The 19,112-nt window shown below is 33.5% G+C and carries 18 protein-coding genes, 1 tRNA gene and 4 pseudogenes; 11 read left to right on the top strand and 12 right to left on the bottom strand.

The features are described 5' to 3' along the window. The first annotated feature begins 44 nt into the window (after window positions 1-44). The 3 genes and pseudogenes from AAGD89_RS06530 to AAGD89_RS06540 form a co-directional block, all read left to right on the top strand. The gene (locus AAGD89_RS06530; protein ID WP_341808222.1) at window positions 45-473 is read left to right on the top strand and encodes a zinc-ribbon domain-containing protein; all 429 of its coding nucleotides are present in this window, start codon (window positions 45-47) and stop codon (window positions 471-473) included. 131 nt (window positions 474-604) lie between these two features. Then, a pseudogene (locus tag AAGD89_RS06535) lies at window positions 605-829 on the top strand (IS4 family transposase); the annotation flags it as partial. 76 nt (window positions 830-905) lie between these two features. After that, a pseudogene (locus tag AAGD89_RS06540) lies at window positions 906-1,314 on the top strand (transposase family protein); the annotation flags it as partial. A 365-nt stretch (window positions 1,315-1,679) separates the two neighbouring features. Here the strand turns inward: AAGD89_RS06540 and AAGD89_RS06545 are convergent. After that, window positions 1,680-2,132, bottom strand: coding sequence for an ankyrin repeat domain-containing protein (locus tag AAGD89_RS06545; protein WP_341808223.1), 453 nt, complete (start codon window positions 2,130-2,132; stop codon window positions 1,680-1,682). Continuing rightward, a complete protein-coding gene (locus AAGD89_RS06550; protein WP_341808224.1) occupies window positions 2,108-3,058 on the bottom strand; it encodes an ankyrin repeat domain-containing protein in 951 nt (316 codons plus the stop codon). The genes AAGD89_RS06545 and AAGD89_RS06550 overlap by 25 nt, the downstream gene beginning before the upstream one ends. Before the next feature lie 158 nt (window positions 3,059-3,216). Here AAGD89_RS06550 and glyA point away from each other — a divergent pair, with 158 nt between their 5' ends. Continuing rightward, window positions 3,217-4,500 (top strand): serine hydroxymethyltransferase, encoded by a 1,284-nt coding sequence (glyA, locus tag AAGD89_RS06555; protein ID WP_341808941.1) that lies wholly within the window; start codon window positions 3,217-3,219, stop codon window positions 4,498-4,500. 191 nt (window positions 4,501-4,691) lie between these two features. Next, window positions 4,692-4,763 (top strand) — tRNA-Glu (locus AAGD89_RS06560). Window positions 4,764-4,785: 22 nt separating this feature from the next. Here the strand turns inward: AAGD89_RS06560 and ubiB are convergent. Together ubiB and AAGD89_RS06570 are read right to left on the bottom strand one after the other, a co-directional pair. After that, window positions 4,786-6,213, bottom strand: a complete 1,428-nt coding sequence (gene ubiB / locus AAGD89_RS06565; RefSeq protein ID WP_341808225.1) for a 2-polyprenylphenol 6-hydroxylase — start codon at window positions 6,211-6,213, stop codon at window positions 4,786-4,788. After that, window positions 6,210-6,950: a metal ABC transporter ATP-binding protein gene (locus AAGD89_RS06570; protein ID WP_341808226.1), complete on the bottom strand. Its 741-nt coding sequence runs from the start codon at window positions 6,948-6,950 to the stop codon at window positions 6,210-6,212. The genes ubiB and AAGD89_RS06570 overlap by 4 nt, the downstream gene beginning before the upstream one ends. Here AAGD89_RS06570 and AAGD89_RS06575 point away from each other — a divergent pair. Continuing rightward, window positions 6,942-7,826 carry a zinc ABC transporter substrate-binding protein gene (locus AAGD89_RS06575; protein WP_341808227.1) on the top strand — a complete coding sequence of 295 codons (885 nt, stop codon included), beginning with the start codon at window positions 6,942-6,944 and terminating at the stop codon, window positions 7,824-7,826. The genes AAGD89_RS06570 and AAGD89_RS06575 overlap by 9 nt on opposite strands. A gap of 10 nt (window positions 7,827-7,836) precedes the next feature. Here the strand turns inward: AAGD89_RS06575 and AAGD89_RS06580 are convergent, their stop codons facing one another. From AAGD89_RS06580 to AAGD89_RS07375, 3 genes are all read right to left on the bottom strand, one after another. After that, window positions 7,837-9,171 (bottom strand): hypothetical protein, encoded by a 1,335-nt coding sequence (locus AAGD89_RS06580; protein WP_341808228.1) that lies wholly within the window; start codon window positions 9,169-9,171, stop codon window positions 7,837-7,839. A gap of 131 nt (window positions 9,172-9,302) precedes the next feature. Beyond that, entirely contained in the window at window positions 9,303-10,319 is a 1,017-nt protein-coding gene (locus tag AAGD89_RS06585; RefSeq protein WP_341808229.1) for an ankyrin repeat domain-containing protein, read from the bottom strand. Continuing rightward, entirely contained in the window at window positions 10,297-10,572 is a 276-nt protein-coding gene (locus tag AAGD89_RS07375) for an ankyrin repeat domain-containing protein (RefSeq protein WP_410541877.1), read from the bottom strand. The genes AAGD89_RS06585 and AAGD89_RS07375 overlap by 23 nt, the downstream gene beginning before the upstream one ends. Before the next feature lie 113 nt (window positions 10,573-10,685). On the opposite strand from AAGD89_RS07375, the pseudogene AAGD89_RS06590 reads away from it, so the two are divergent. Together AAGD89_RS06590 and AAGD89_RS06595 are read left to right on the top strand one after the other, a co-directional pair. Then, a pseudogene (locus AAGD89_RS06590) lies at window positions 10,686-11,519 on the top strand (transposase). A gap of 43 nt (window positions 11,520-11,562) precedes the next feature. Further along, on the top strand, window positions 11,563-11,889 hold the full coding sequence (locus tag AAGD89_RS06595) for a head-tail connector protein (protein ID WP_341808230.1): 327 nt from the start codon (window positions 11,563-11,565) through the stop codon (window positions 11,887-11,889). 107 nt (window positions 11,890-11,996) lie between these two features. Here AAGD89_RS06595 and AAGD89_RS06600 read toward each other — a convergent pair whose 3' ends face one another. Beyond that, on the bottom strand, window positions 11,997-12,260 hold the full coding sequence (locus tag AAGD89_RS06600) for a hypothetical protein (RefSeq protein WP_341808231.1): 264 nt from the start codon (window positions 12,258-12,260) through the stop codon (window positions 11,997-11,999). Window positions 12,261-12,587: 327 nt separating this feature from the next. Continuing rightward, window positions 12,588-12,830 carry a hypothetical protein gene (locus AAGD89_RS06605; protein WP_341808232.1) on the bottom strand — a complete coding sequence of 81 codons (243 nt, stop codon included), beginning with the start codon at window positions 12,828-12,830 and terminating at the stop codon, window positions 12,588-12,590. A gap of 117 nt (window positions 12,831-12,947) precedes the next feature. Between AAGD89_RS06605 and AAGD89_RS06610 the strand changes: the two genes are divergently transcribed. The 3 genes from AAGD89_RS06610 to AAGD89_RS06620 are packed head-to-tail and all read left to right on the top strand — an operon-like array spanning window position 12,948 to window position 14,601. Beyond that, window positions 12,948-13,340, top strand: coding sequence for a DUF3168 domain-containing protein (locus AAGD89_RS06610; RefSeq protein WP_341808942.1), 393 nt, complete (start codon window positions 12,948-12,950; stop codon window positions 13,338-13,340). Next, window positions 13,333-13,722, top strand: a complete 390-nt coding sequence (locus AAGD89_RS06615) for a phage tail tube protein (RefSeq protein ID WP_341808233.1) — start codon at window positions 13,333-13,335, stop codon at window positions 13,720-13,722. Before AAGD89_RS06610 ends, AAGD89_RS06615 begins: the two co-directional genes overlap by 8 nt. 60 nt (window positions 13,723-13,782) lie before the next feature. After that, the gene (locus tag AAGD89_RS06620) at window positions 13,783-14,601 is read left to right on the top strand and encodes a hypothetical protein (RefSeq protein WP_341808234.1); all 819 of its coding nucleotides are present in this window, start codon (window positions 13,783-13,785) and stop codon (window positions 14,599-14,601) included. Here the strand turns inward: AAGD89_RS06620 and AAGD89_RS06625 are convergent. The 3 genes and pseudogenes from AAGD89_RS06625 to AAGD89_RS06635 all read right to left on the bottom strand — a co-directional run. Continuing rightward, a pseudogene (locus AAGD89_RS06625) lies at window positions 14,551-14,943 on the bottom strand (transposase family protein); the annotation flags it as partial. The gene AAGD89_RS06620 and the pseudogene AAGD89_RS06625 sit on opposite strands and share 51 nt — an antisense overlap. 505 nt (window positions 14,944-15,448) lie before the next feature. Then, window positions 15,449-16,468, bottom strand: a complete 1,020-nt coding sequence (locus AAGD89_RS06630; RefSeq protein ID WP_341808235.1) for an IS110 family transposase — start codon at window positions 16,466-16,468, stop codon at window positions 15,449-15,451. An 806-nt stretch (window positions 16,469-17,274) separates the two neighbouring features. Next, window positions 17,275-18,975 (bottom strand): aminopeptidase P family protein, encoded by a 1,701-nt coding sequence (locus AAGD89_RS06635; protein WP_341808236.1) that lies wholly within the window; start codon window positions 18,973-18,975, stop codon window positions 17,275-17,277. Between the last annotated feature and the right edge of the window lie 137 nt (window positions 18,976-19,112).

The raw sequence follows: 19,112 nt of genomic DNA on the forward strand, positions 1-19,112 counted from the left end.
AGCTTACTGCTCTGTATATTGTTATTACTTTATACATAACTGCTATGAAAATACAATGTCATAATTGTACTAAAACTTACTTGGTAGCTCCTGAGCAAATAGGTGAATCAGGAAGAAAAGTAAAATGTACGAACTGCAACCATACATGGCATGAATACCCAAAAGAAATAGCAAGTAAATCATATACAAGCAACATACAAGGAAAAAAAATCAGCAACAGAAATTTCTTACAGAGTCTAGTTTTTACTACTCTAGCTTTTGCAGCAGTTACAGGGCTATGTGTTGTAATCGCCAATGACATTTTTCCCAGAGAGATGAATAAAGTATACAAAGCTATTAATACATACAAAGATTCAGTCAGCTATAGATTGGGATATAAAAAAGAGAGTACAGATAATCCGAACGTCAAAAAGCTTGCTGCATACAAATTTTATCAAGATTACCTTTTTCTGTCCAACTCAAGGTCTAGTTAAAAATATTTAGATTTATGGCCCCAAGGTATGATCACTGCCATTAAGTTAAGAAAAAAGAGTGGACTAATATTATCAAATTAAGCAAGATTCCTAGATTTAAAGAAGGAATAATATGAGTAAAAAAAACAATAATTACATTTATAAAAAATAAATTAGTAAGTTTAAACTTTATAAGTGCTCACAAAGTGTTACCAAAGGATTTTCTACGAAAAAGAAAATTGCCTTTTATTGACGTATTTATTTTAATTTTTAGAAAAAATATTAAATTATTGTAAATAACGCTCAATGAATTTATTTTGTACATAATGAGAGATTATATAGTTACTGCCAGTGCTTTTACTCAAGCAAGAAAGAAGAGACCTGCTGCAAAACAAGTGAAAAGAGGACGAAGGTGTGATAAAAGGAGAATAGTACAAACAAAAATGAGGCAAAATGGGGTTAAATTACCATAATCTAAAGAAACATCCAAGAAATTTCCGCGATATAACAGGGCTAAAAGTAGAAGAATTTGAAAAAATCGTGGAAAAAGTCAGGCCAGAGTGGGAAAAAATGAAAAAACGTCACGGATACAGCGGCCAAAAGACACAAAAAAACGTAAAAATCTTATTCCGGAAAAAAAATGACCACAATAAAAACCGAAATTGTGATTGAGGAAAATGGGCAAATTCTGTCTGTTTCAAGATCACATCGAGGTCGAATGCATGATTTTCGCATAAGAAAACAGGAAAAATTGTTGGCCAAAGATAGCATAAAATATGCCGATTCTGGCTATCAAGGTTGGCAAAAACTGCAGAAAAACGTTGTGACTCCATATAAAAAATACCGTAAAAAGCCATTAACGTAGGAGCAACCGGAATTGTGAATTTGCGGCACGGGTTTTTAACTTACCGTACTTTTGGGTTATCTCATATTCTAAATTTTCATGCCTTGATTCGCAGTAGGTCTCGTGATTTATTCACGGTATCTCAGGTAGATCCCGCGAACACGCCGCGGGATGACGGTGTTGTTAATCGATAAATCTTACCTATTCTAGCTATGTGTTACATATTAACACTATTTTTTTCTTTGTTGCCAACTTCAACACTTGTTGTACTGAGGTTGCTGTTTGGTTCCGATGGTTTATCAGCCTTCTGCTTTTGCTCAGTAAGCAACTTCTCTTTGTATTTATTCCAACGCGTTGAATACTCTCCTTCTAGGTAGCTAGGTTTATCCGCCTTTAACTAAGTGCTGAATGATAAGTTGTGAGGCCTCTTTACAATCACATTGAACAGCAAGATGTAGAGGTGTCAGTCCATTTTTATCTGGAATATTAACATCAATATTTTCACATTCTAGAAGTATTTTGATGAGTTTTAAACTATAACCTGTAACAGCAGCATGAAGTGCTGTATAGCTGTGTTTCATTTCAGCATGATTAACATCAGGATTATGCTTAAGAAGCTCTTCAACAATTTGAAAACGACCGTTGTCAGCAGCAATAATTAGCGGTGTTCTCCCCTTTCCATTTTTTGCATTAACATCAGCACCACGTTCTAGAAGGAGTGTTATAACTCCAGAATTATCACAACTAGCAGCCATATGAAGTGGTGTATCATCATGTTTGTCTACTCGATTTATATCAATTCCTTCTACTTTCAGAAGCCGTTGAGTAATTTCCAAATTACCATTACTAGCAGAAGTGATGTATCACCATGTTTGTTTGCTCGATTTATGTTAATCCCCTTTTCCAGAAGCAGTTTAACAATTTCCACATTACCTCTACGAACAGCCATATGAAGTGATGTAAAACCATAACGTTTGTTTGCTCGATTTATGTCAATTCCTTCTACTTTCAGAAGCAGTTCAACAATTTTCACATTACCCTCACGAACAGCAATATGAAGTGGTTTATCACCATATTTGTCTGCTCGATTTATGATGCTAATCCCTTCTCCTTCCAGAAGCAGTTTAACAATTTCCACATTACCCTTACTAACAGCCATATGAAGTGGTATATCACCAAATTTGTCTCCATTAGCACCTGACTCTATAGCTTCTCTTGCACCTGAAAGATTTCCTTCCATTATATCCTTAAGTAATGCTTTATTTCTTCCTCCACGAAGAATATTTACAATTTTTGTTTCACCTCTTTCTTTTGCAATGTCTAGTGCTGTTTTGCCTGTATTATCTTTAATATTAACGTTAGCTCCTGCATTAATAAGCGGCTTTATTATTTTTTCACTGCCCCACATCCCCTTAATAGCAGCAGTGTGTAAAAGTGTTTTACCTTCATTATCTTGCAAATCTAGTTTTATACCTTTCACTTCTAGAAGTGCTTTTACTGTATCGGTGCTACCTTTTTTCAAAGCTCTATGCAGGAGTGTATCTCCATTTCTGCCCTGGCAATTAACATCGATTTCTTTGCTATCCAGCAGAGGTTTTGCAAAATATAAACTTCGCGCAGCAGCCTTGTGTAATAGACTGTCTCCATCAGGGTATAAAGCATTAACATCTGCTCCTTTATCTATTGATTTTTGTAATTCAATTATATCGCCTTTTTCAACAGCTTCAAAAAGCTGCTTTGTAGCTTGTTCGTTTATTAACATAATTCACTCCATTTAATAACCCTACCGAAATTATACATGTTGATAGATTAATTTACCATAAATTTTAACAATGACACTTGCTAAAAATTACTTCCGGTAAATAGGGATCTCAATATAATTGAAGTAGATTCAATCAGCGAGGTTCTCCCGTGTTTAATATTTTTAAAAAAGCTGCTCTCAGTTTTAGCTGCTCTAAAAGTTATTTAAAGTCTTTCGATGGAGAGGTTTATCAGTCGATAGAAAAAGAATTACAGCGTCAAAAATCACAATTGCAGTTAATTGCATCAGAAAATTTTGCAAGCAGAGCGGTAATGGAGGCACAAGGTTCTTTTCTGACTAATAAATACGCGGAAGGTTACCCAGGCAAAAGATATTACTGTGGTTGTGAACACGTAGATAAAATTGAAAGTCTCGCTATAGAAAGGCTGTGCAAGTTGTTCGGCGTTAAATTTGCAAATGTCCAACCTCACTCTGGTTCTCAGGCAAATCAAGCGGTGTTTGCTTCATTACTTAGTCCTGGTGATACGATACTTGGGCTATCACTTAATTGCGGTGGGCATCTAACACATGGTGCAGCACCAAGTGTCTCCGGTAAGTGGTTTAATTCAATTCAATATGCAGTTGATAAAGACACCTATCTGCTGGATATGGACGAGATAGAAAAGCTGGCGCTCAAACATAAACCAAAATTGATCATAGCAGGTGCTTCTGCTTATCCAAGAAAAATGGACTTCAAACGCTTTCGCGAGATTGCAGACAAAGTTGGTGCTTATTTGCTAGCTGATATTGCTCACTACTCAGGACTTATTGCAGCCGGTGAATATCCATCTCCCGCTAAATATGCACATGTTATGACTTCCACAACGCACAAAACTCTGCGTGGTCCTCGCGGTGGAATAGTAATGACCAATGATGAAACAATACACAAAAAAATTCAATCTGCAGTGTTTCCAGGGCTACAAGGTGGACCGCTCATGCACGTGATAGCTGCAAAGGCTGTTGCATTTAAAGAAGCATTAGAGCCAGAATTTAAAATTTATAGCAAAAAAGTTATAGAGAATGCTAGAGTGTTGACTAAAGAATTGCAAAAGCATGGATTAAACATTGTAACCGGTGGCACTGACTCTCATATAGTGCTGGTGGACTTAAGGCCAAAAGGATTAACTGGCAGGGATGTGGTGGATAGCCTTGAAAGAGCTGGCATTACCTGCAATAAAAACTCTATACCATTTGATACAGAAAAACCAACAATTACTTCAGGGCTGCGTTTTGGAACTGCTGCGGAAACAACACGTGGACTTGGCGCTGAAGAGTTCAAGGAAATAGCTGATTTAGTGAATGAAGTAGTTCATGGGCTACTCAACGGAAATAATTCAGATGTTGAAAAAGAGGTCAAAACTAAAGTTGAAAGGATTTGCAATAAATTTCCTATCTATTCATAACATTATGTAGATCCAGAGTGTAGTATATTTTAAGAATTATAAGTTTCAGTTCTATGCTTTAACTTACACTATTTGGATTGTTAAGAGAAGGGCTATAAAGTAATAAAGGCCATACTTTGATGAAATTCCTTTTGTTGTAAAATAAATTGACTTTATACGCAAAATCAATATAAACTTGTCTGGTTTTTATAGACTCTTTCGTCTAGTGGTTAGGACACCACCCTTTCACGGTGGTAACACGGGTTCAAATCCCGTAAGAGTCACTCAATAAATTTTTTTCTTCACTCATAGAACAGTTACTAAAAATTTAACAATGAGGATTATGATTATGGTCCACAGTAAAAAATAGATTTTTCCATTTGATCTATTTTTTACTTGCATGTTTTCTAGCTTCTGATCAGCTATCAGGTTTAATTTTTCTATTAGGCTAAATAATCCTTGGATTGTTTTTATAGGGTAGGAGCTTTTTATTTTTTCCTTATATCCTATTTTATTTTCGTGTTGATTTTTCATCCAAGTTTCAACTATTTTCCACATATTGATTTCTGGGTAGATTTTTCTGCATGTTCCCTCTAGTAGAATCATAGTTTTTTGCAGCAATAACAATTGTGTTTGAACTTGCATGTCAAAGTCGCCAGTTATTTTTAATAATTGAGCAAGCAAATCAGCAAACGAAATTTTCTGTATAGGTTGACCGATAATAGGCTCACCTATCGCTCTACAGGCTGTTACAAAATTTTTGTATTGTGGCGAAACATAGCCAGCTCTAAAGTGCATTTTTGCAACATGGTCATAATCACGATTTAAAAAGCCCCTCAGTATCTCTATAACATAGTAACATGTTTCACGATCTATTCGGCCCATAATCCCACAATCTAAAGCGATAATATTGTTGTGATTATCGATCATTAAGTTTCCTGGATGCATATCAGCATGAAAAAAACAATCCCTGTATACTTGGTTACAGAATGACTCTATAAGATTGGTAGCTATTTGCTTATGATTATTTAGTTTTTCAACTTCATATATTGGTGTCGCTTCCATCCACTCTAGTGTTAAAACCTTTTTTGAAGTTCTGTTCCAATCCACCGCTGGCACATAAAAACCTCTATCATTTTTCGTATTTTCCTTCAGCTCCGAAGAGTGAGCAGCTTCAAAGCGCAGATCTAATTCTAATCGACAAATTTCAGCAAAAGTTTTGACTAATTCAATCGGCTTCAGTCTTTTTGATTGCTTTTCCGCAATTTCTGCAAGCCAAAAGAGCATTTTTATGTCTCTTGAGAATATTTTCTCAATATTTGGCCTTAAAATTTTTACAGCTACTTCTTTTCCTTCAGTTGTAATTGCTTTATGAACCTGAGAAATCGATGCTGCTGCAATTGGCGCTTCAGAAAAACTTGAGAAAATATCACTTAATTTACAATTAAACTCGCTTTCTATAGTTTTAACGGCTATCTTGTGTGAAAATGATGGCAATCTGTCGCATATTAGTAACAAGTTATTTGTTATATCCTCATTTAAAATATCAGAACGTGACGAGATAGACTGCCCGAATTTAATAAATACTGGGCCTAATTTTTCAAGAGCACGTTTTAGTTTGTAACCTTGTATTTTATTTATCGATTTCTTTGATGGTGGAAGTAAATAAGGTAATATATTGTAACGCATCAACACTGCAGTAATATGCATGAGACGAAAAATATTTTGAATCATTTTACGCTGTAACTACTAAATATTTCATTCAGACTTTTGTTCTCCATAATTTCGCTAGGCTTACCTTGGCAATAGATAGTATTATTTATACAAATTATGTAATCCGAGCATGGTAGAGCGGAGTTCAGATCATGAGACGTCATAAGAATCGATACTAATCGTTTTTTTGCTATTTTATTTATAATATCATAAAATTTAGCCCGCGCGTTAACGTCCATCGCACTGACTGGCTCATCCAAAATAATCAAGTTAGGCTCTGTAATTAAACAACGTGCAAGCAGTAATAATTGCGTTTGCCCTGCAGAAATTCCTAACACTTGATTTTTCAAAATGTGACCAATACCAACCAATTCTATTGCTTCTCTGATAATGGATTGATTTTTCTTTAGTCTTTTTGAAAAATTGTTTAAAAGGAAATATTCAACTGTTATTGGCATCAAATTACTGATACTAAAATTTTGTGGCATATAGCTAATTTTTGTATTCTGAGCGAGCACAATATTGCCAGTATAATTTTTATTTATGCCAGCAACTGCTTTTACCAAGGAGGTTTTACCTCCACCGTTTGGACCAAGTATTGTAACTATATTCCCTCTTTTTATTGATATATTGATATTATCAAGGACTGTTTTATTATCATATGCAAGAGCAAGATTTTCTATTTCTAGAATATTATCATTGACATTATTTAATTTTTTGACAAAATTTAATTTTTTCTCAATGCTTTCATGAGACATTTATTCACTTTCTCTCTATTAGTTCTGTTTACACTATACTATAATACTGCTTTTTCATCCAATTTAAAAGTTGTTGCTACAATCAAACCTATCCACTCGCTTGTAGCTTCTGTGACAGAAGGGATTTTAGAACCGGAATTGCTTGGCTACGCAACATCTGCGCATAATTATATATTAAAACTATCGGATGCCAGTAATTTAGAATCAAGTGATGTTATATTTTATGTTGACGATAATTTAGAAACATTCATTAAAACTTTTGCTAAAAATAATAAGGAGTTAGTGCAATTATCAGATACGGTCACTCTATTACCTGTTCGGCCACATTCATTCTCTAGAAAAATTACTCATATTCAAGATGAAAAAGATTTGCATATTTGGCTGAGTCCAGAAAATGCAAAGAGCATAATACTTTCTATAAATGCAACATTATCTAATTTAGATAAAGAGAACTCCTACAGGTACAGTCAAAATGCAATGAAAGCCATAAAAAAAATAGATGAAAGAGTAGAAAAAATTAGGAGAGAACTGAATGATTTTAAAAATCAAAAATACATAGTAACCCACGATGCTTACCAATATTTTGAAAAATATTTTGGTTTAAACTGCCCAAGTGCTATTCTTTCTTTGGAAGAGGATTCATATATAGGTATGAAAAGCTTAATGAAATTAAAAAAGATAATGAAAAAAGAGAACATTAAATGTATATTTTCTCATTCATGGGAAGACAATATAAAACCTAAAGTTCTCTCTAATGATGCAAAAATGGTGGTTCTTGATCCCATTGGATCTGATATAGAACCTGGAAAAAATGCATACTTGGCTATCATTGATGATATCGCGCAAAACTTTAGGTCTTGTTTTGCTACAGAATGACGCTCTCATTTTATATAGCTATACTACCTACATACTTTTCCGTAAAACCTTTTTGAAACGCTTGAAGCTTTAAATCTTCGATAGTAGAATGGACATTACCTTCTTTATATTCTGTATAATGCGCTAAAACCTTTTTCATTACTTCCGTTGAGTTTGCCAGTTCAATATATGGATAATCATGCTTATATGAGGTGCTTGATTTGAACCAGTATTTATTGATAGCAAGCTCCATAACATCACAAACTTTTTCTTCTGATAGTGGACCTAAATAATTACGTTTATTCGGGTCGGAAAATATACATCCATTAGGAGTTTTTGTTATTGACATAACGTGATAACCTGTATGGAAGCTTAAAGTATTTCCCGTTTGTAATTCTTTTAAAATGTTTAAAACAACTACTCTGCTTATAATAATTTGTGCATTGCATATATCAGATAACCCGCATTCATACTGAATTAAAGATTTTGTAGGTAACTCTTTTTTACAATCACGACAACCACCTAAATTCATTTTTAGATTAATATTTTCAGCTTCTAAAAGAGGAGAATACTCTACTATCATTTGAACAAACGAAAATACCTCTTGTAATTTCCCATTTTCTAACTCGCCATTTAAGAATTTTCGAAAGTTTTTTGCATTTAACTCCTTTACATTACAGTCTGTAAGGCTATATAATGCATCAAAGTCTTCCTTGCTTTTTAGAAGAAATCCCGCAAGGTTAGAGATCGCAAGGCACATTCCCCCCCCCATAGGGTCCTTTCTTCCTGTGCTTTTTTCAAGTACTTCTTCTAATAATGGCATTCTAACAATACATCTTTGTACTATTCCATTTAAGGTATTTTCATCGCTATCATCAAATAATTGATCGTATTTTTCAGCAAGGACCATAGAGCTACCATGCTTAACTGTCAATGCTTTATTGTTACTGAAAGCATTTCCTAAATCGTTATTTGTAACACTACATGAAGTATTATCAGAATTATTTCTGGCGATAAGTAATTTTTTATCTTTTTCTTCTTGTGAGATTATTTGAGCATTTTCTTTTGTTACTGTGTTATATTGATACCCATCTTTTTCTTTGTAAATGACTTTTTTACCTTTTGCTTTTGTATCTTCAATAATCCTTTGTACTATCCATTGTGAAATAATTGGTTCTTTTACGTTATTTTTAATATCAGTAGCTTTATTAAGAAATTCTGCTATTTCTTCCTTGCAAAAAAACTGGTCTTTTTCTTTTCCTTCAGCAGTTTTATAAATTACACTAATCCTAGGTGTAAAAGTATCCTCGTAAGTATAAACTCTTACTACCTCAGATTCTTCAATGCTATTATCATATCTTGGCATAATTCAACCCTCACCATTTAACCAACCCATCAAGATTATATATACTAATAAGTTAATTTGCAATAAATTTTAATATCGCGCATAGGTTTAAGAAATTATAAAAGTATAATTTGATGATATCGCGCAAAACTTTAGGTCTTGTTTTGTTGAGTGACGCAGTTAGCATACTTTTCGACTCCTACATCGCTAAAGCAGCTTCTTATAGTGGCATCAGCTTCCACAGGTTGCTCCGGAGCTGTTTCAGTATTTGTATGCCGCTTTTCTATAAGATTTCGATATCCAGCTTTACATAGATCTCTTATTACCTTATAATCCAAGAGGTTACATATCATACGGCTTGTGCCTTCAACTAGCACATTATCCCCATCCTCATTCTTACTCAAGTTTAGAATAATATCTGCTGCTACTTTTTCATTCATTCCTTTTTTATACTGGTTTTTTATTTTATCAGCGTATACAGGGAAATTTCCTTCATAATCATACGTGTCCAACACCTTTATGATATTATCATCATTCACGCAAGATGCTAACTTCTTCTTGTCAGCTATCAGAATGTCAAAAAATGAAATTTTACTGTCACCAACATTAAGATTTTGCATTTCTTCAATTTCAGTTGTGCATTTGGTCCAATGATTTAATAGTTTTTCATTCAGAAAATCAGGCTTTGTTTCATTTCGTATCAACATATGCTCAATGATAAGTTGAGCGACTTCTGAATGACCTCTATTAATGGCAATATGCAATGCTGCTTGACCAAATTTATCCTGAATATCCAAGCTAGATTTTTTTTCAACAAGCAGCCTTACTATCTCTGAGTATCCATAAAGCACTGCAAGATGCAGAGTTGTCTTCCCTTCCTTGTTTTGTAGGTTTAAATTAATATCTTCTACATTAATGAGGTATTCTGTTATGTCTCTGTGCCTATTTTTGATGGCTTCGTGTAAGACTGTATCATTATAGCTACCTTGATAGTTAATATTAGCACCATGCTCTAATAAAAGTTTTACAATTTCTAGATTACCCTCTACAACAGCAAAATGTAAAATTGCTTCACCATATTTGTTCTTAGCATTAACATCAGCTCCTTTTTCGATTAGTAATTTTACTATGTTCTCGTACCCATCATCAGCAGCAACAAAGATAGCCATACTTGTCTTGGATATTAATATTAGTACCTAGCTCTATAGCTTTTTTTACACGCTCAGAATCTCCTATTTGTACAGCAGTAAGCAATTCTTTACTCTCTTTACAAAGAATATTTACAATTTCTGTGTTACCTTTTTCTTCAGCAACTTGTAATGGTGTTTTTCCCTCATCACCTATAGCGCTAATATTAGCACCATTTGCTAATAGCAGTTTTACTGCTGCTAGTTTATCTTTCTTATTTGTACTGCTTTTTATGACGGTATGTAGCGCGGTGTCATCATAAAAATCAGTAGACCCCCTGCGAAAAGGTAGAAAGTAGGTAAAAACGACTAAAAAGCATGTAAAATGAAAGTTTTAGGAGAGGGAAGATGGCAATAAGTTACGTAAAAATAGCAAGAACACCATATATTTTTAGACAATTGACAGGGCTCACAACATCTGAATTTGAAAAAATTGTGGCAAAAGTGCGTCCAGAGTGGGAAAAAATGGAGGCGAAAAAGAAATGTCACGGAAGAAAATCGCATGTTGAGGAGCTAGAAGACAGGATTTTATGTGTTCTAATTTATTACAGAACGTACATAACGCATCCATTTTTAGGGTTTTTGTTTAATTTGCACAACTCAAATATTTGCCGACTTTTTAAGAAAATGTAGCCATTATTGGCCAAAAAAATTACTATAAAAAAGGATAGAACGCTGACGCCAGAAAGGATTTTAAAAATTTTAGCAGACGTCACGGAGCAACCGATACAGCGGCCGAAAGACAGCAAAAAACGTAAGAAAAGTTATTCCGGAAAAAAGAAAGCAACCACAATAAAAACCGAAATTGTGATCGGGGGAAATGGGCAAATTCTGTCGATTTCGAAGTCGCATAGAGGTCGAATGCATGATTTTCGCATAAGGAAACAGGAAAAATTGTTGCCCAAAGATAGCATAAAATATGCCGATTCTGGGTATCAAGGTTGGCAAAAACTGCAGAAAAACGTTGTGATTCCGTACAAAAAATACCGTAAAAAACCACTAACGGAGGTGCAAAAGGAGCATAATCGAAAGCTGGCATCGTTCAGGATGCGTGTGGAAAATAAGATTCGCGAGATAAAAATCTTCAAAATAATGTCAAATGTTTACCGCAATTTTCAGAAGAAATACAACATGAGATTTAATATTATAGCAGGAATTGTGAATTTGAGGCATAGTTTTTAATAATTTTTGGGCTGGGGATTTCTTACCAGATTTTATCAGCAACTTGCTTCACGTTGTTTCGCAGGGGGTCTATTTAAGTTATGGTCCCATAAGGGCAATAATCTCAGCTACTGCAACGATATCTAAAAATCAAGAAGAAAGGCGAAATCTTAAGTATTATTTTAGCGCTGTAGGGGGATACGTTGAGTTTGGTAGTTATTTTAATACAACAAGAGTTGATGTTGTATACGAAGCTGGATATGAAAATGTTCCTGAGCAGATCAAACTAGGAATCATGCAGCATGTTTCTGATATTTATAGAAATCGTTCAGGGGTGAGTAGCAATTTATCTGGGATCAAGGAAGTATATTCCCCATTTTGTGAACTGTGAGTTGTTTTATAGATAATCGTGAAATACAGCTAAACCCTCTGCAGAATCTTACGACTTGACAGAGGGAGATTTACATAAATAAAGGAAATTATTACGAGCCTACAGCACTAAAAATTATAATGTCCTGGATAATGTTCTGGATAATGTACTGATAGATCTAGGCCTTCAATAAACTCAGACGTAAACTTATGTGTACGGTCGTTATATTCAGCAAATAAATTATTATACCCTATTTTATGATCGCTAGATAATGTATCTAACTTATCTAAATATTCAGAGCGTAATTCATATAGACCATTACCTAGACGACTAAATATTTCATCACCTGTTGGTTTTATACTTGTTATACTTAATTTATCATAAACGTTCATATTAACCCTTAATATTAACTACAAAAACGATATGCTACAGAAAAATTGTGTAATTTTAACGAATGCCAGATGATACAAATTTTACTTACTTTAGATATATATTTGATCTGGCTATGAAAATGTTCCTGAGCAAATCAAACTAGGAATCATGCAGCATGTTTCTGATATTTATAGAAATCGTTCAGGGGTAAGTAGCAATTTATCTGGGATCAAGGAAGTATATTCCCCATTTCGCGAACTGCGAGTTGTTTTATAGATAATATAGCTCACCCCTCTGCAAAATCTTACGACTTGACAGAGGGAGATTTATATAAATAAAGGAAATTATTACGAACCTATAACATCGAAAACACTATAATGTTCTGATAGGTTTAGGTCTTTAATAAACTCAGACGTAAGCTTATATGTACGATCGTTATATTCAGCGAATAAATTGTTATACTCTGTTTTATGCTCGCTAGATAATGTATCTAATTTATTTAAATATTCAGAGCCTAATTCATATAGATTATTATCTAGACGACTAAATACTTCATCACTTGTTATATTTAATTTATTATCAACGTTCATATTAACCCTTAATATTAACTACAAAAACGACATGCTACAGAAAAATTGTGTAATTTTAATTAATGCCAAATGATACAAATTTTACTTACTTTAGGTATATATTTAATGAGGTTGACTATGAAGAAAATTCAAGCTATACACGAATTATACAGCAGCATTTATGCAGCACTGAAAGCAAATTCTGATTTAAAGAAGTGTGTTACTAATATTTACGATTACTTACCTAAACAGGTTACTATCCCTTACCTCAGATTACGCGTAGTAAATTATAATACCCTGAATATGGTATCCAATTTTGCCGTGAAGGCAAAGTTTTCATGTGATATATACACTCATCATATAGACAGTATGTTTGCAATTACAAAACATATTAACTCGACTATTGAAAGTATCACATATTCTGATAACCAAGCTGTTTTAGAAAGTAATTGTATTATGAAGCAATACGACGAAATTTTACATTCAACAATTAATTTTAACGTTTTTATAAAAGGAGGTACCAATGACTAAATTACAACTAAAGATTAAAGACAATGACAATAATTTTGTTATATTAAATAATATACGAAACCTCAGATTTACTTTGCGTAATAACAGAGAAGAGGTAAAAGATATTTCTTCTTTTGGCTGGAGAAAAGTATTGGATTGCGCTGGAAGCAGGTACATTACAATAAAAATTAATGGGATTTTAGACTGCGTATTAGCTGATGAGTTATTACACAATTCTGCTATACTAAACTCTACTAATGATTATGAAATTAATTTTAATGCCAAGGAAAATATTAAATTACGGTGTTCAGTTGAATTGTATGAAAGATATTATGACCCTGCAGCTTTTAATAGCTTTACTGTAATTTTAGCCAGTGCTGAAGTTATAAACGCTTTTCATTAATGTTAATTTAATTTTTTCATATATAATGATTGGTAAAGATTTTAAATAAGTATAAAAATTATGAATAATGATGAAGATTTTTTCGAAAAAGATAATGATAATATTGAAGAAGACGATAGCAATATCGAAGAAAATAATGATAATGATGAAGATAAAAAAGAGAGAAGTTTAGAAAGTGGAACCCAAGAAGAGCAATATAAAGAAGAAGAGGGAGAAAAACAATATATCATACAGCAAATCCAAGATTATTTAAAAGACTTTGAGAATATCTTGAATCAAATTGATGAAGGAATCGATAAATTAGATAGTTACGAGAGGACTATGCAAATAAAGCGGAGCATAGATAGGCTTATAGAAACTTTATACAGCCAGGCAGCGTCTGAGGATATCAATACAGAGCTTGAAACAACAAAAAATACCAGTGATAAGTCAGCATCCGTAAAAAGAATCAGAGAAAAGAGAAGAAAACGATTGGTTGAAGAAATATTAAGCAGCATGTTTGCTCAGGAACAAAAGGGGCTAATAAACGCTAAACACCTGGGCCATAGACATGAAACAGCAAAAGATGGGGATGTTCATGAAGCAAAGGAGAAAGTGAAGTCTTCAATCAGAGGAGTGTTATTTTCGGTGATTGGTAACGCGATGAATCCAAGAAGAATGGCCGGAGAGACAGATGATAGTAACAAAAAGGGTGCTGAGAGATATGGCAGAGAGGCAGCAGGTGGTGTACTTGGTGCATTATTAAAAACATTTTTAACCGCCGTTACTGCTATTGTGAAGGAAATCTTCAAACCGCTTCAGCAGCATGCTAGTGAGAAAGAAACATTTGTACAGAAAGTTGAAGCAGGCAGAAACGCAGATAAAGGCCTTTCTATGTAGGATTGTGTTACATGAAGTAAAACTAGAGCGGTAAATATTTGACATAATCTTAAAAATTTTGATCTCTCTAATCTTATTTTCCACACGCATCCTGAACGATGCCAGCTTCCGATTATGCTCCTTTTGCCCCTCCGTTAGTGGCTTTTTACGGTATTTTTTGTACGGAATCACAACGTTTTTCTGCAATTTTTGCCAACCTTGATACCCAGAATCAGCATATTTTATGCTATCTTTGGGCAACAATTTTTCCTGTTTTCTTATGCGAAAATCGTGAATTCGGCCTCGATGTGACTTTGAAATCGACAAAATCTGCCCACTTTCCTCAATCACAATTTCGGTTCTCTAATTGCATAAAAGTCAATAATAATTTTTTATATCACTAAAAATATTTTCTAGTGCGAAATTCAGCTCTAATAAAATTTTTACTTACTATTGTACTATTTTATTCAACTAAAAATCGTTTTATTAGCAAATAAAATACCAGTACTACATTTTTAATTAATCTTTTTTAAATAGATGTGGTTAATAAATATGTGCATAAGTACGCCTACACACATTAAAAGTACTTATGCACATATTCATTAACTTGTTAAATCTAAAGCTTCATATTTTCCTCCACAACTCTTGATAATTTTACATAAGTTGAAAGTAGCATGCTTTCCATGGTTCTCTCCGCGATCTGATATGGCTAAAACTTTAATTTGCCAAGCCGCATTATACTTGTTAGGGCGGAAGTGGACGGCAATATGTTTACAACGAAGTCTATGCTTCAACCGGAATTCTTGCTTATCCCTTCCATCGGCATTGCTATCTTTACTTTACATGAAATTATCTATTTTTCTTGCATTTACTGATAACAAAATTCTGTTTTGTTAACCAACATCCTATGCATAATTACAGATAGTTTTCTTGCTACAGCAATAATTGCTTTCTTCATACCCTTCTTTTTTGCAAGCTTTAATCCCCAGCTCTTCAATTTAAATGTCTTTTTACATCTTGTCAGTAAGGTTTGCGCAGCTTCGTACAACATATTCCTACATTCCACTGGCCCCATTTTTGATATACTTCCATGACAATTAATCTCCCCAGAAGCGTACTGCCTTGGGCTTAATCCCATATAGGCTCCAACTGCATAAGATGTTTCAAACCTATACGGATCATCTATTGCAACTTTATATGTCATTGCTACTATAATACCAACTCCTGGTACAGTAGTTAATAATTTACAATCTTCGTCTTTTTTGCCTTGCTCTGAAAGTATTTTATCAAGCTTTCCTATTGATTCTTCTATTGTTTCTAGACTATGTACTAATGATTCAATTGAGTTTTTGCTAATTTCATCTAGGTTGTTAGTCATTTCTTGTACTTTTAAAGAGAAACTCGCAAAACTAGAACTTTGACCAATTTTTATCCCATGTATTTTCAATAATCCTCTCATTGTTCCTACAATTTGCTCTCTGCTACATATTAATTGTCTTCTGCTTCCAACTGCTATCTTGATTTGGCAAGATTCATCTGATTTTACCCATACTTCTCTGTATAACCCAACTCTCATCATTTGTGCTATGCCTCTTGCATCATTTTTATCATTCTTATTGATTCTTGCAGATAACGCTGCTGCCATATGTCTTGCATCTACACAAATTACTGGTAACCCAAAATCCCTTAATTCTTTACACATCGATATTGATAATTGTCCACTTTCTATTCCTATGGATTCATATTCTTTGCTTTGACTAAGCAGAAATTTAGCTATTGTGCTGCTTTCACTTGAAACAACTTCTTCTTTAACAATTTTTCCTTTCTCATCAATGATGCTAATAAAAGTTTCTTTGAGTGAGACATCTAATCCGCTATAATATTTCATGAGACTACTCCTACTGTAAAAGTTTAAATTATTTTTGAAGAACTAATTCATTGAATTTGTTACTTCGTGCTAAAATAATGGAGTATGTATCTCCATCATTCAATAGCAATTACAGTATGTTCTCTAATAATAGAATTTTGTGATCCTTGAAGAGCACTATGCCCACGACCTGCCATATTTGATGGTTCCATGAATCCTCACACTCAACAACCGAATTTATCTCTATAATGTAGAGAGGATATTATGTAAAATCAATAAAATAATTAAGATATTATAAATTAGGCATATTATTTTATTTATTACGGAATGCAAATGTTCTCTATCGCTTTATTCTTAGAAAACATTAGTAATTAATGCTGTAACGAAATCTTTTGTTTACTGTTTAACCCTTAACTTTATTAAATTTCACCATATTTTCTTCTTAATTCTCAAACAGATATATATCTTTATGTAAACAAATATTACTTAAAACATATGGAATATGGCCATTTTTGGCTATTTAACATAACGGACGTGAGAAAAGTTTTTTTTGGTATCGTGTGGTCCATTATTATTTTCCATAATTTGTTAATATTGCTTGCATAGCGCTATATTAACAAATTTATCGATATAGGTACGGCTAAGCTTGAGTTAGCTGCGTGAATTTACTGTGATTTGCATATGCCAATGAGGTGCTATGCAACAAAGCCCCAGAATTGGGGTTTGTAAGGTGTACAGTTCCAGAGTATGATGGTATAACATATGAGAAATTATCATCAAAGGAAGAATTATGGGACCATACATCTAAGGCTAATTCACTCACTTAGCTAAATAAATGAAGTTAGGACTTCATCTTTTAGCTCTTCACATAATTTCTTTAGCCACTCCTTATCTTTAACGTTCTTTTTTAAGATTTCGTAGGAAAATTTATGATAATTATTTATCCATTCGATTTCATCTTTAGTCAGCATCTGAATGCCTATTAACCTTTTATCATATGGAATGCAGGTCAATTGCCTAAATCTCAAGAAACCATTTTCATGTTTATCAACGTACATAAGATTTTCAATTCTTATTCCATACCTTTCTGGAATGTAATAACCAGGTTCATTGGATAATATCATACCAGGCACTAATTTTACTTTATTCCCTTTTGATATGGCTTGTGGTCCTTCATGTACTGACAGATAACTTCCTACTCCATGTCCTGTGCCATGCATATAGTCCATTCCAAACTTCCATAATTGTGTGCGAGCTAATATATCCAACTCTCCACCGGTAGTGCCTGAAGGAAAAACTGCGCTTGCTATAGCAATGTGAGCCTTGAGCACTATTGTATAGTGTGTTATTTGTTCATTAGTCGGACTGCCAATTGCTATAGTTCTTGTTACATCAGTTGTGCCGTCAAGATACTGGCCGCCAGAATCAATCAAATATAATCCATCTCCTTGAATCACCTTATTTGTCTCGTTGCTTGCATGGTAATGAATTATTGCTCCGTTTTCATTAAATGCTGAAATTGTTGGAAAGCTTGGTTGCTTAAATAAATCCTGTTTTTTTCTGTATTCCAAGAGTTTTTCTTCAGCCTCAAGCTCTGTAACTCCACTATTAACATTATTTTTAAGCCAATGTAGAAAATTTGTAACTGCAATTCCATCTTTAATATGCGTGTTTACTGCTCCGGCTATTTCTGTTTGGTTTTTTACTGCTTTGCTGAGTAAACATGGATCTTCCTTCTCAATTACCTGCTGCTTATTTTCTATTGCATTCATAATACTCATCGTAGTTGTATTTGGATCTATTATTATTGAATTGAGTTTATTGAGCGAACCTTCAAGCTCACTAATATCAAAAATATTTATATGGCTATCCAGATTTCCTTCTAGAGTCGAATGTTTTTTATCTTGAATAAATAAATCAATATTACCATTTTTATACAATATAGCGCGGGCCAATATACACGTAGTATATTTAGCATTCTCATTTCTCAAATTTAATAGCCATGAAATGGAATGAGGGTCAGTCAAAAGCACTCCTTCAGCATCTATACTTTTAGCTATTCTCACACATTTATCCTTGCTACTTTCACCCGAATATTGAATATGATGTAAAACTATTCCTTGTTTTTGATGATGACTTCTTTTTTCAACCAAATAAGGTGTCAATTTGCAGATGTTCTCATATTTTCTTATATCTTTTATGGTAAAATATTGCGGATAATAGCTTAAGGTAGTAGTCGATGTTAAATTTTCTTTCACCCATTCACAAGGATCCTTTTCTTGCATGTTATATATTTGCAGAGTATCTTGATCAAGCTGACTGTGTGCTTGTGTAATGTAACGTCCATCTGTAAAAAATGGGCACATGTTGTTCTTCGTTACAATAAGTAGTCCATTTGTACCAGTAAAACCACATAATTGCCTTAACTCTTCTGAATAGTCATTTAAATATTCGTCTTTGGTGTGCAAAATAAATGCATCAACATTTATTTCATGAATAAATGAACGGAATTCTTCTATTTTTGACATAAAAAGCCTCACGATTTGAGAAAAATTTGAAATCTTAGGGAAACATTATTCTGAATGTATACTATAAGAACAGCCACTAGACCGCCACAGTTACTTTGCAACTATGGTTATTATCATGATTTGTGTCAAGCAAATTC

It is taken from the genome of Wolbachia endosymbiont (group E) of Neria commutata (genome assembly GCF_964026735.1).
Classification (GTDB): domain Bacteria; phylum Pseudomonadota; class Alphaproteobacteria; order Rickettsiales; family Anaplasmataceae; genus Wolbachia.

Bases quoted from the DNA above. Each gene is read 5' to 3' on its own strand.
- AAGD89_RS06530 (WP_341808222.1), top strand. From the start codon at position 45: ATGAAAATACAATGTCATAATTGTACTAAAACTTACTTGGTAGCTCCT.
- AAGD89_RS06550 (WP_341808224.1), bottom strand. From the start codon at position 3,058: ATGTTAATAAACGAACAAGCTACAAAGCAGCTTTTTGAAGCTGTTGAA.
- ubiB (WP_341808225.1), bottom strand. From the start codon at position 6,213: ATGATTCAAAATATTTTTCGTCTCATGCATATTACTGCAGTGTTGATG.
- AAGD89_RS06575 (WP_341808227.1), top strand. From the start codon at position 6,942: ATGAGACATTTATTCACTTTCTCTCTATTAGTTCTGTTTACACTATAC.
- AAGD89_RS06570 (WP_341808226.1), bottom strand. From the start codon at position 6,950: ATGTCTCATGAAAGCATTGAGAAAAAATTAAATTTTGTCAAAAAATTA.
- AAGD89_RS06580 (WP_341808228.1), bottom strand. From the start codon at position 9,171: ATGCCAAGATATGATAATAGCATTGAAGAATCTGAGGTAGTAAGAGTT.
- AAGD89_RS06585 (WP_341808229.1), bottom strand. From the start codon at position 10,319: ATGGCTATCTTTGTTGCTGCTGATGATGGGTACGAGAACATAGTAAAA.
- AAGD89_RS06600 (WP_341808231.1), bottom strand. From the start codon at position 12,260: ATGAACGTTTATGATAAATTAAGTATAACAAGTATAAAACCAACAGGT.
- AAGD89_RS06605 (WP_341808232.1), bottom strand. From the start codon at position 12,830: ATGAACGTTGATAATAAATTAAATATAACAAGTGATGAAGTATTTAGT.
- AAGD89_RS06610 (WP_341808942.1), top strand. From the start codon at position 12,948: ATGAAGAAAATTCAAGCTATACACGAATTATACAGCAGCATTTATGCA.
- AAGD89_RS06615 (WP_341808233.1), top strand. From the start codon at position 13,333: ATGACTAAATTACAACTAAAGATTAAAGACAATGACAATAATTTTGTT.
- AAGD89_RS06620 (WP_341808234.1), top strand. From the start codon at position 13,783: ATGAATAATGATGAAGATTTTTTCGAAAAAGATAATGATAATATTGAA.
- AAGD89_RS06630 (WP_341808235.1), bottom strand. From the start codon at position 16,468: ATGAAATATTATAGCGGATTAGATGTCTCACTCAAAGAAACTTTTATT.
- AAGD89_RS06635 (WP_341808236.1), bottom strand. From the start codon at position 18,975: ATGTCAAAAATAGAAGAATTCCGTTCATTTATTCATGAAATAAATGTT.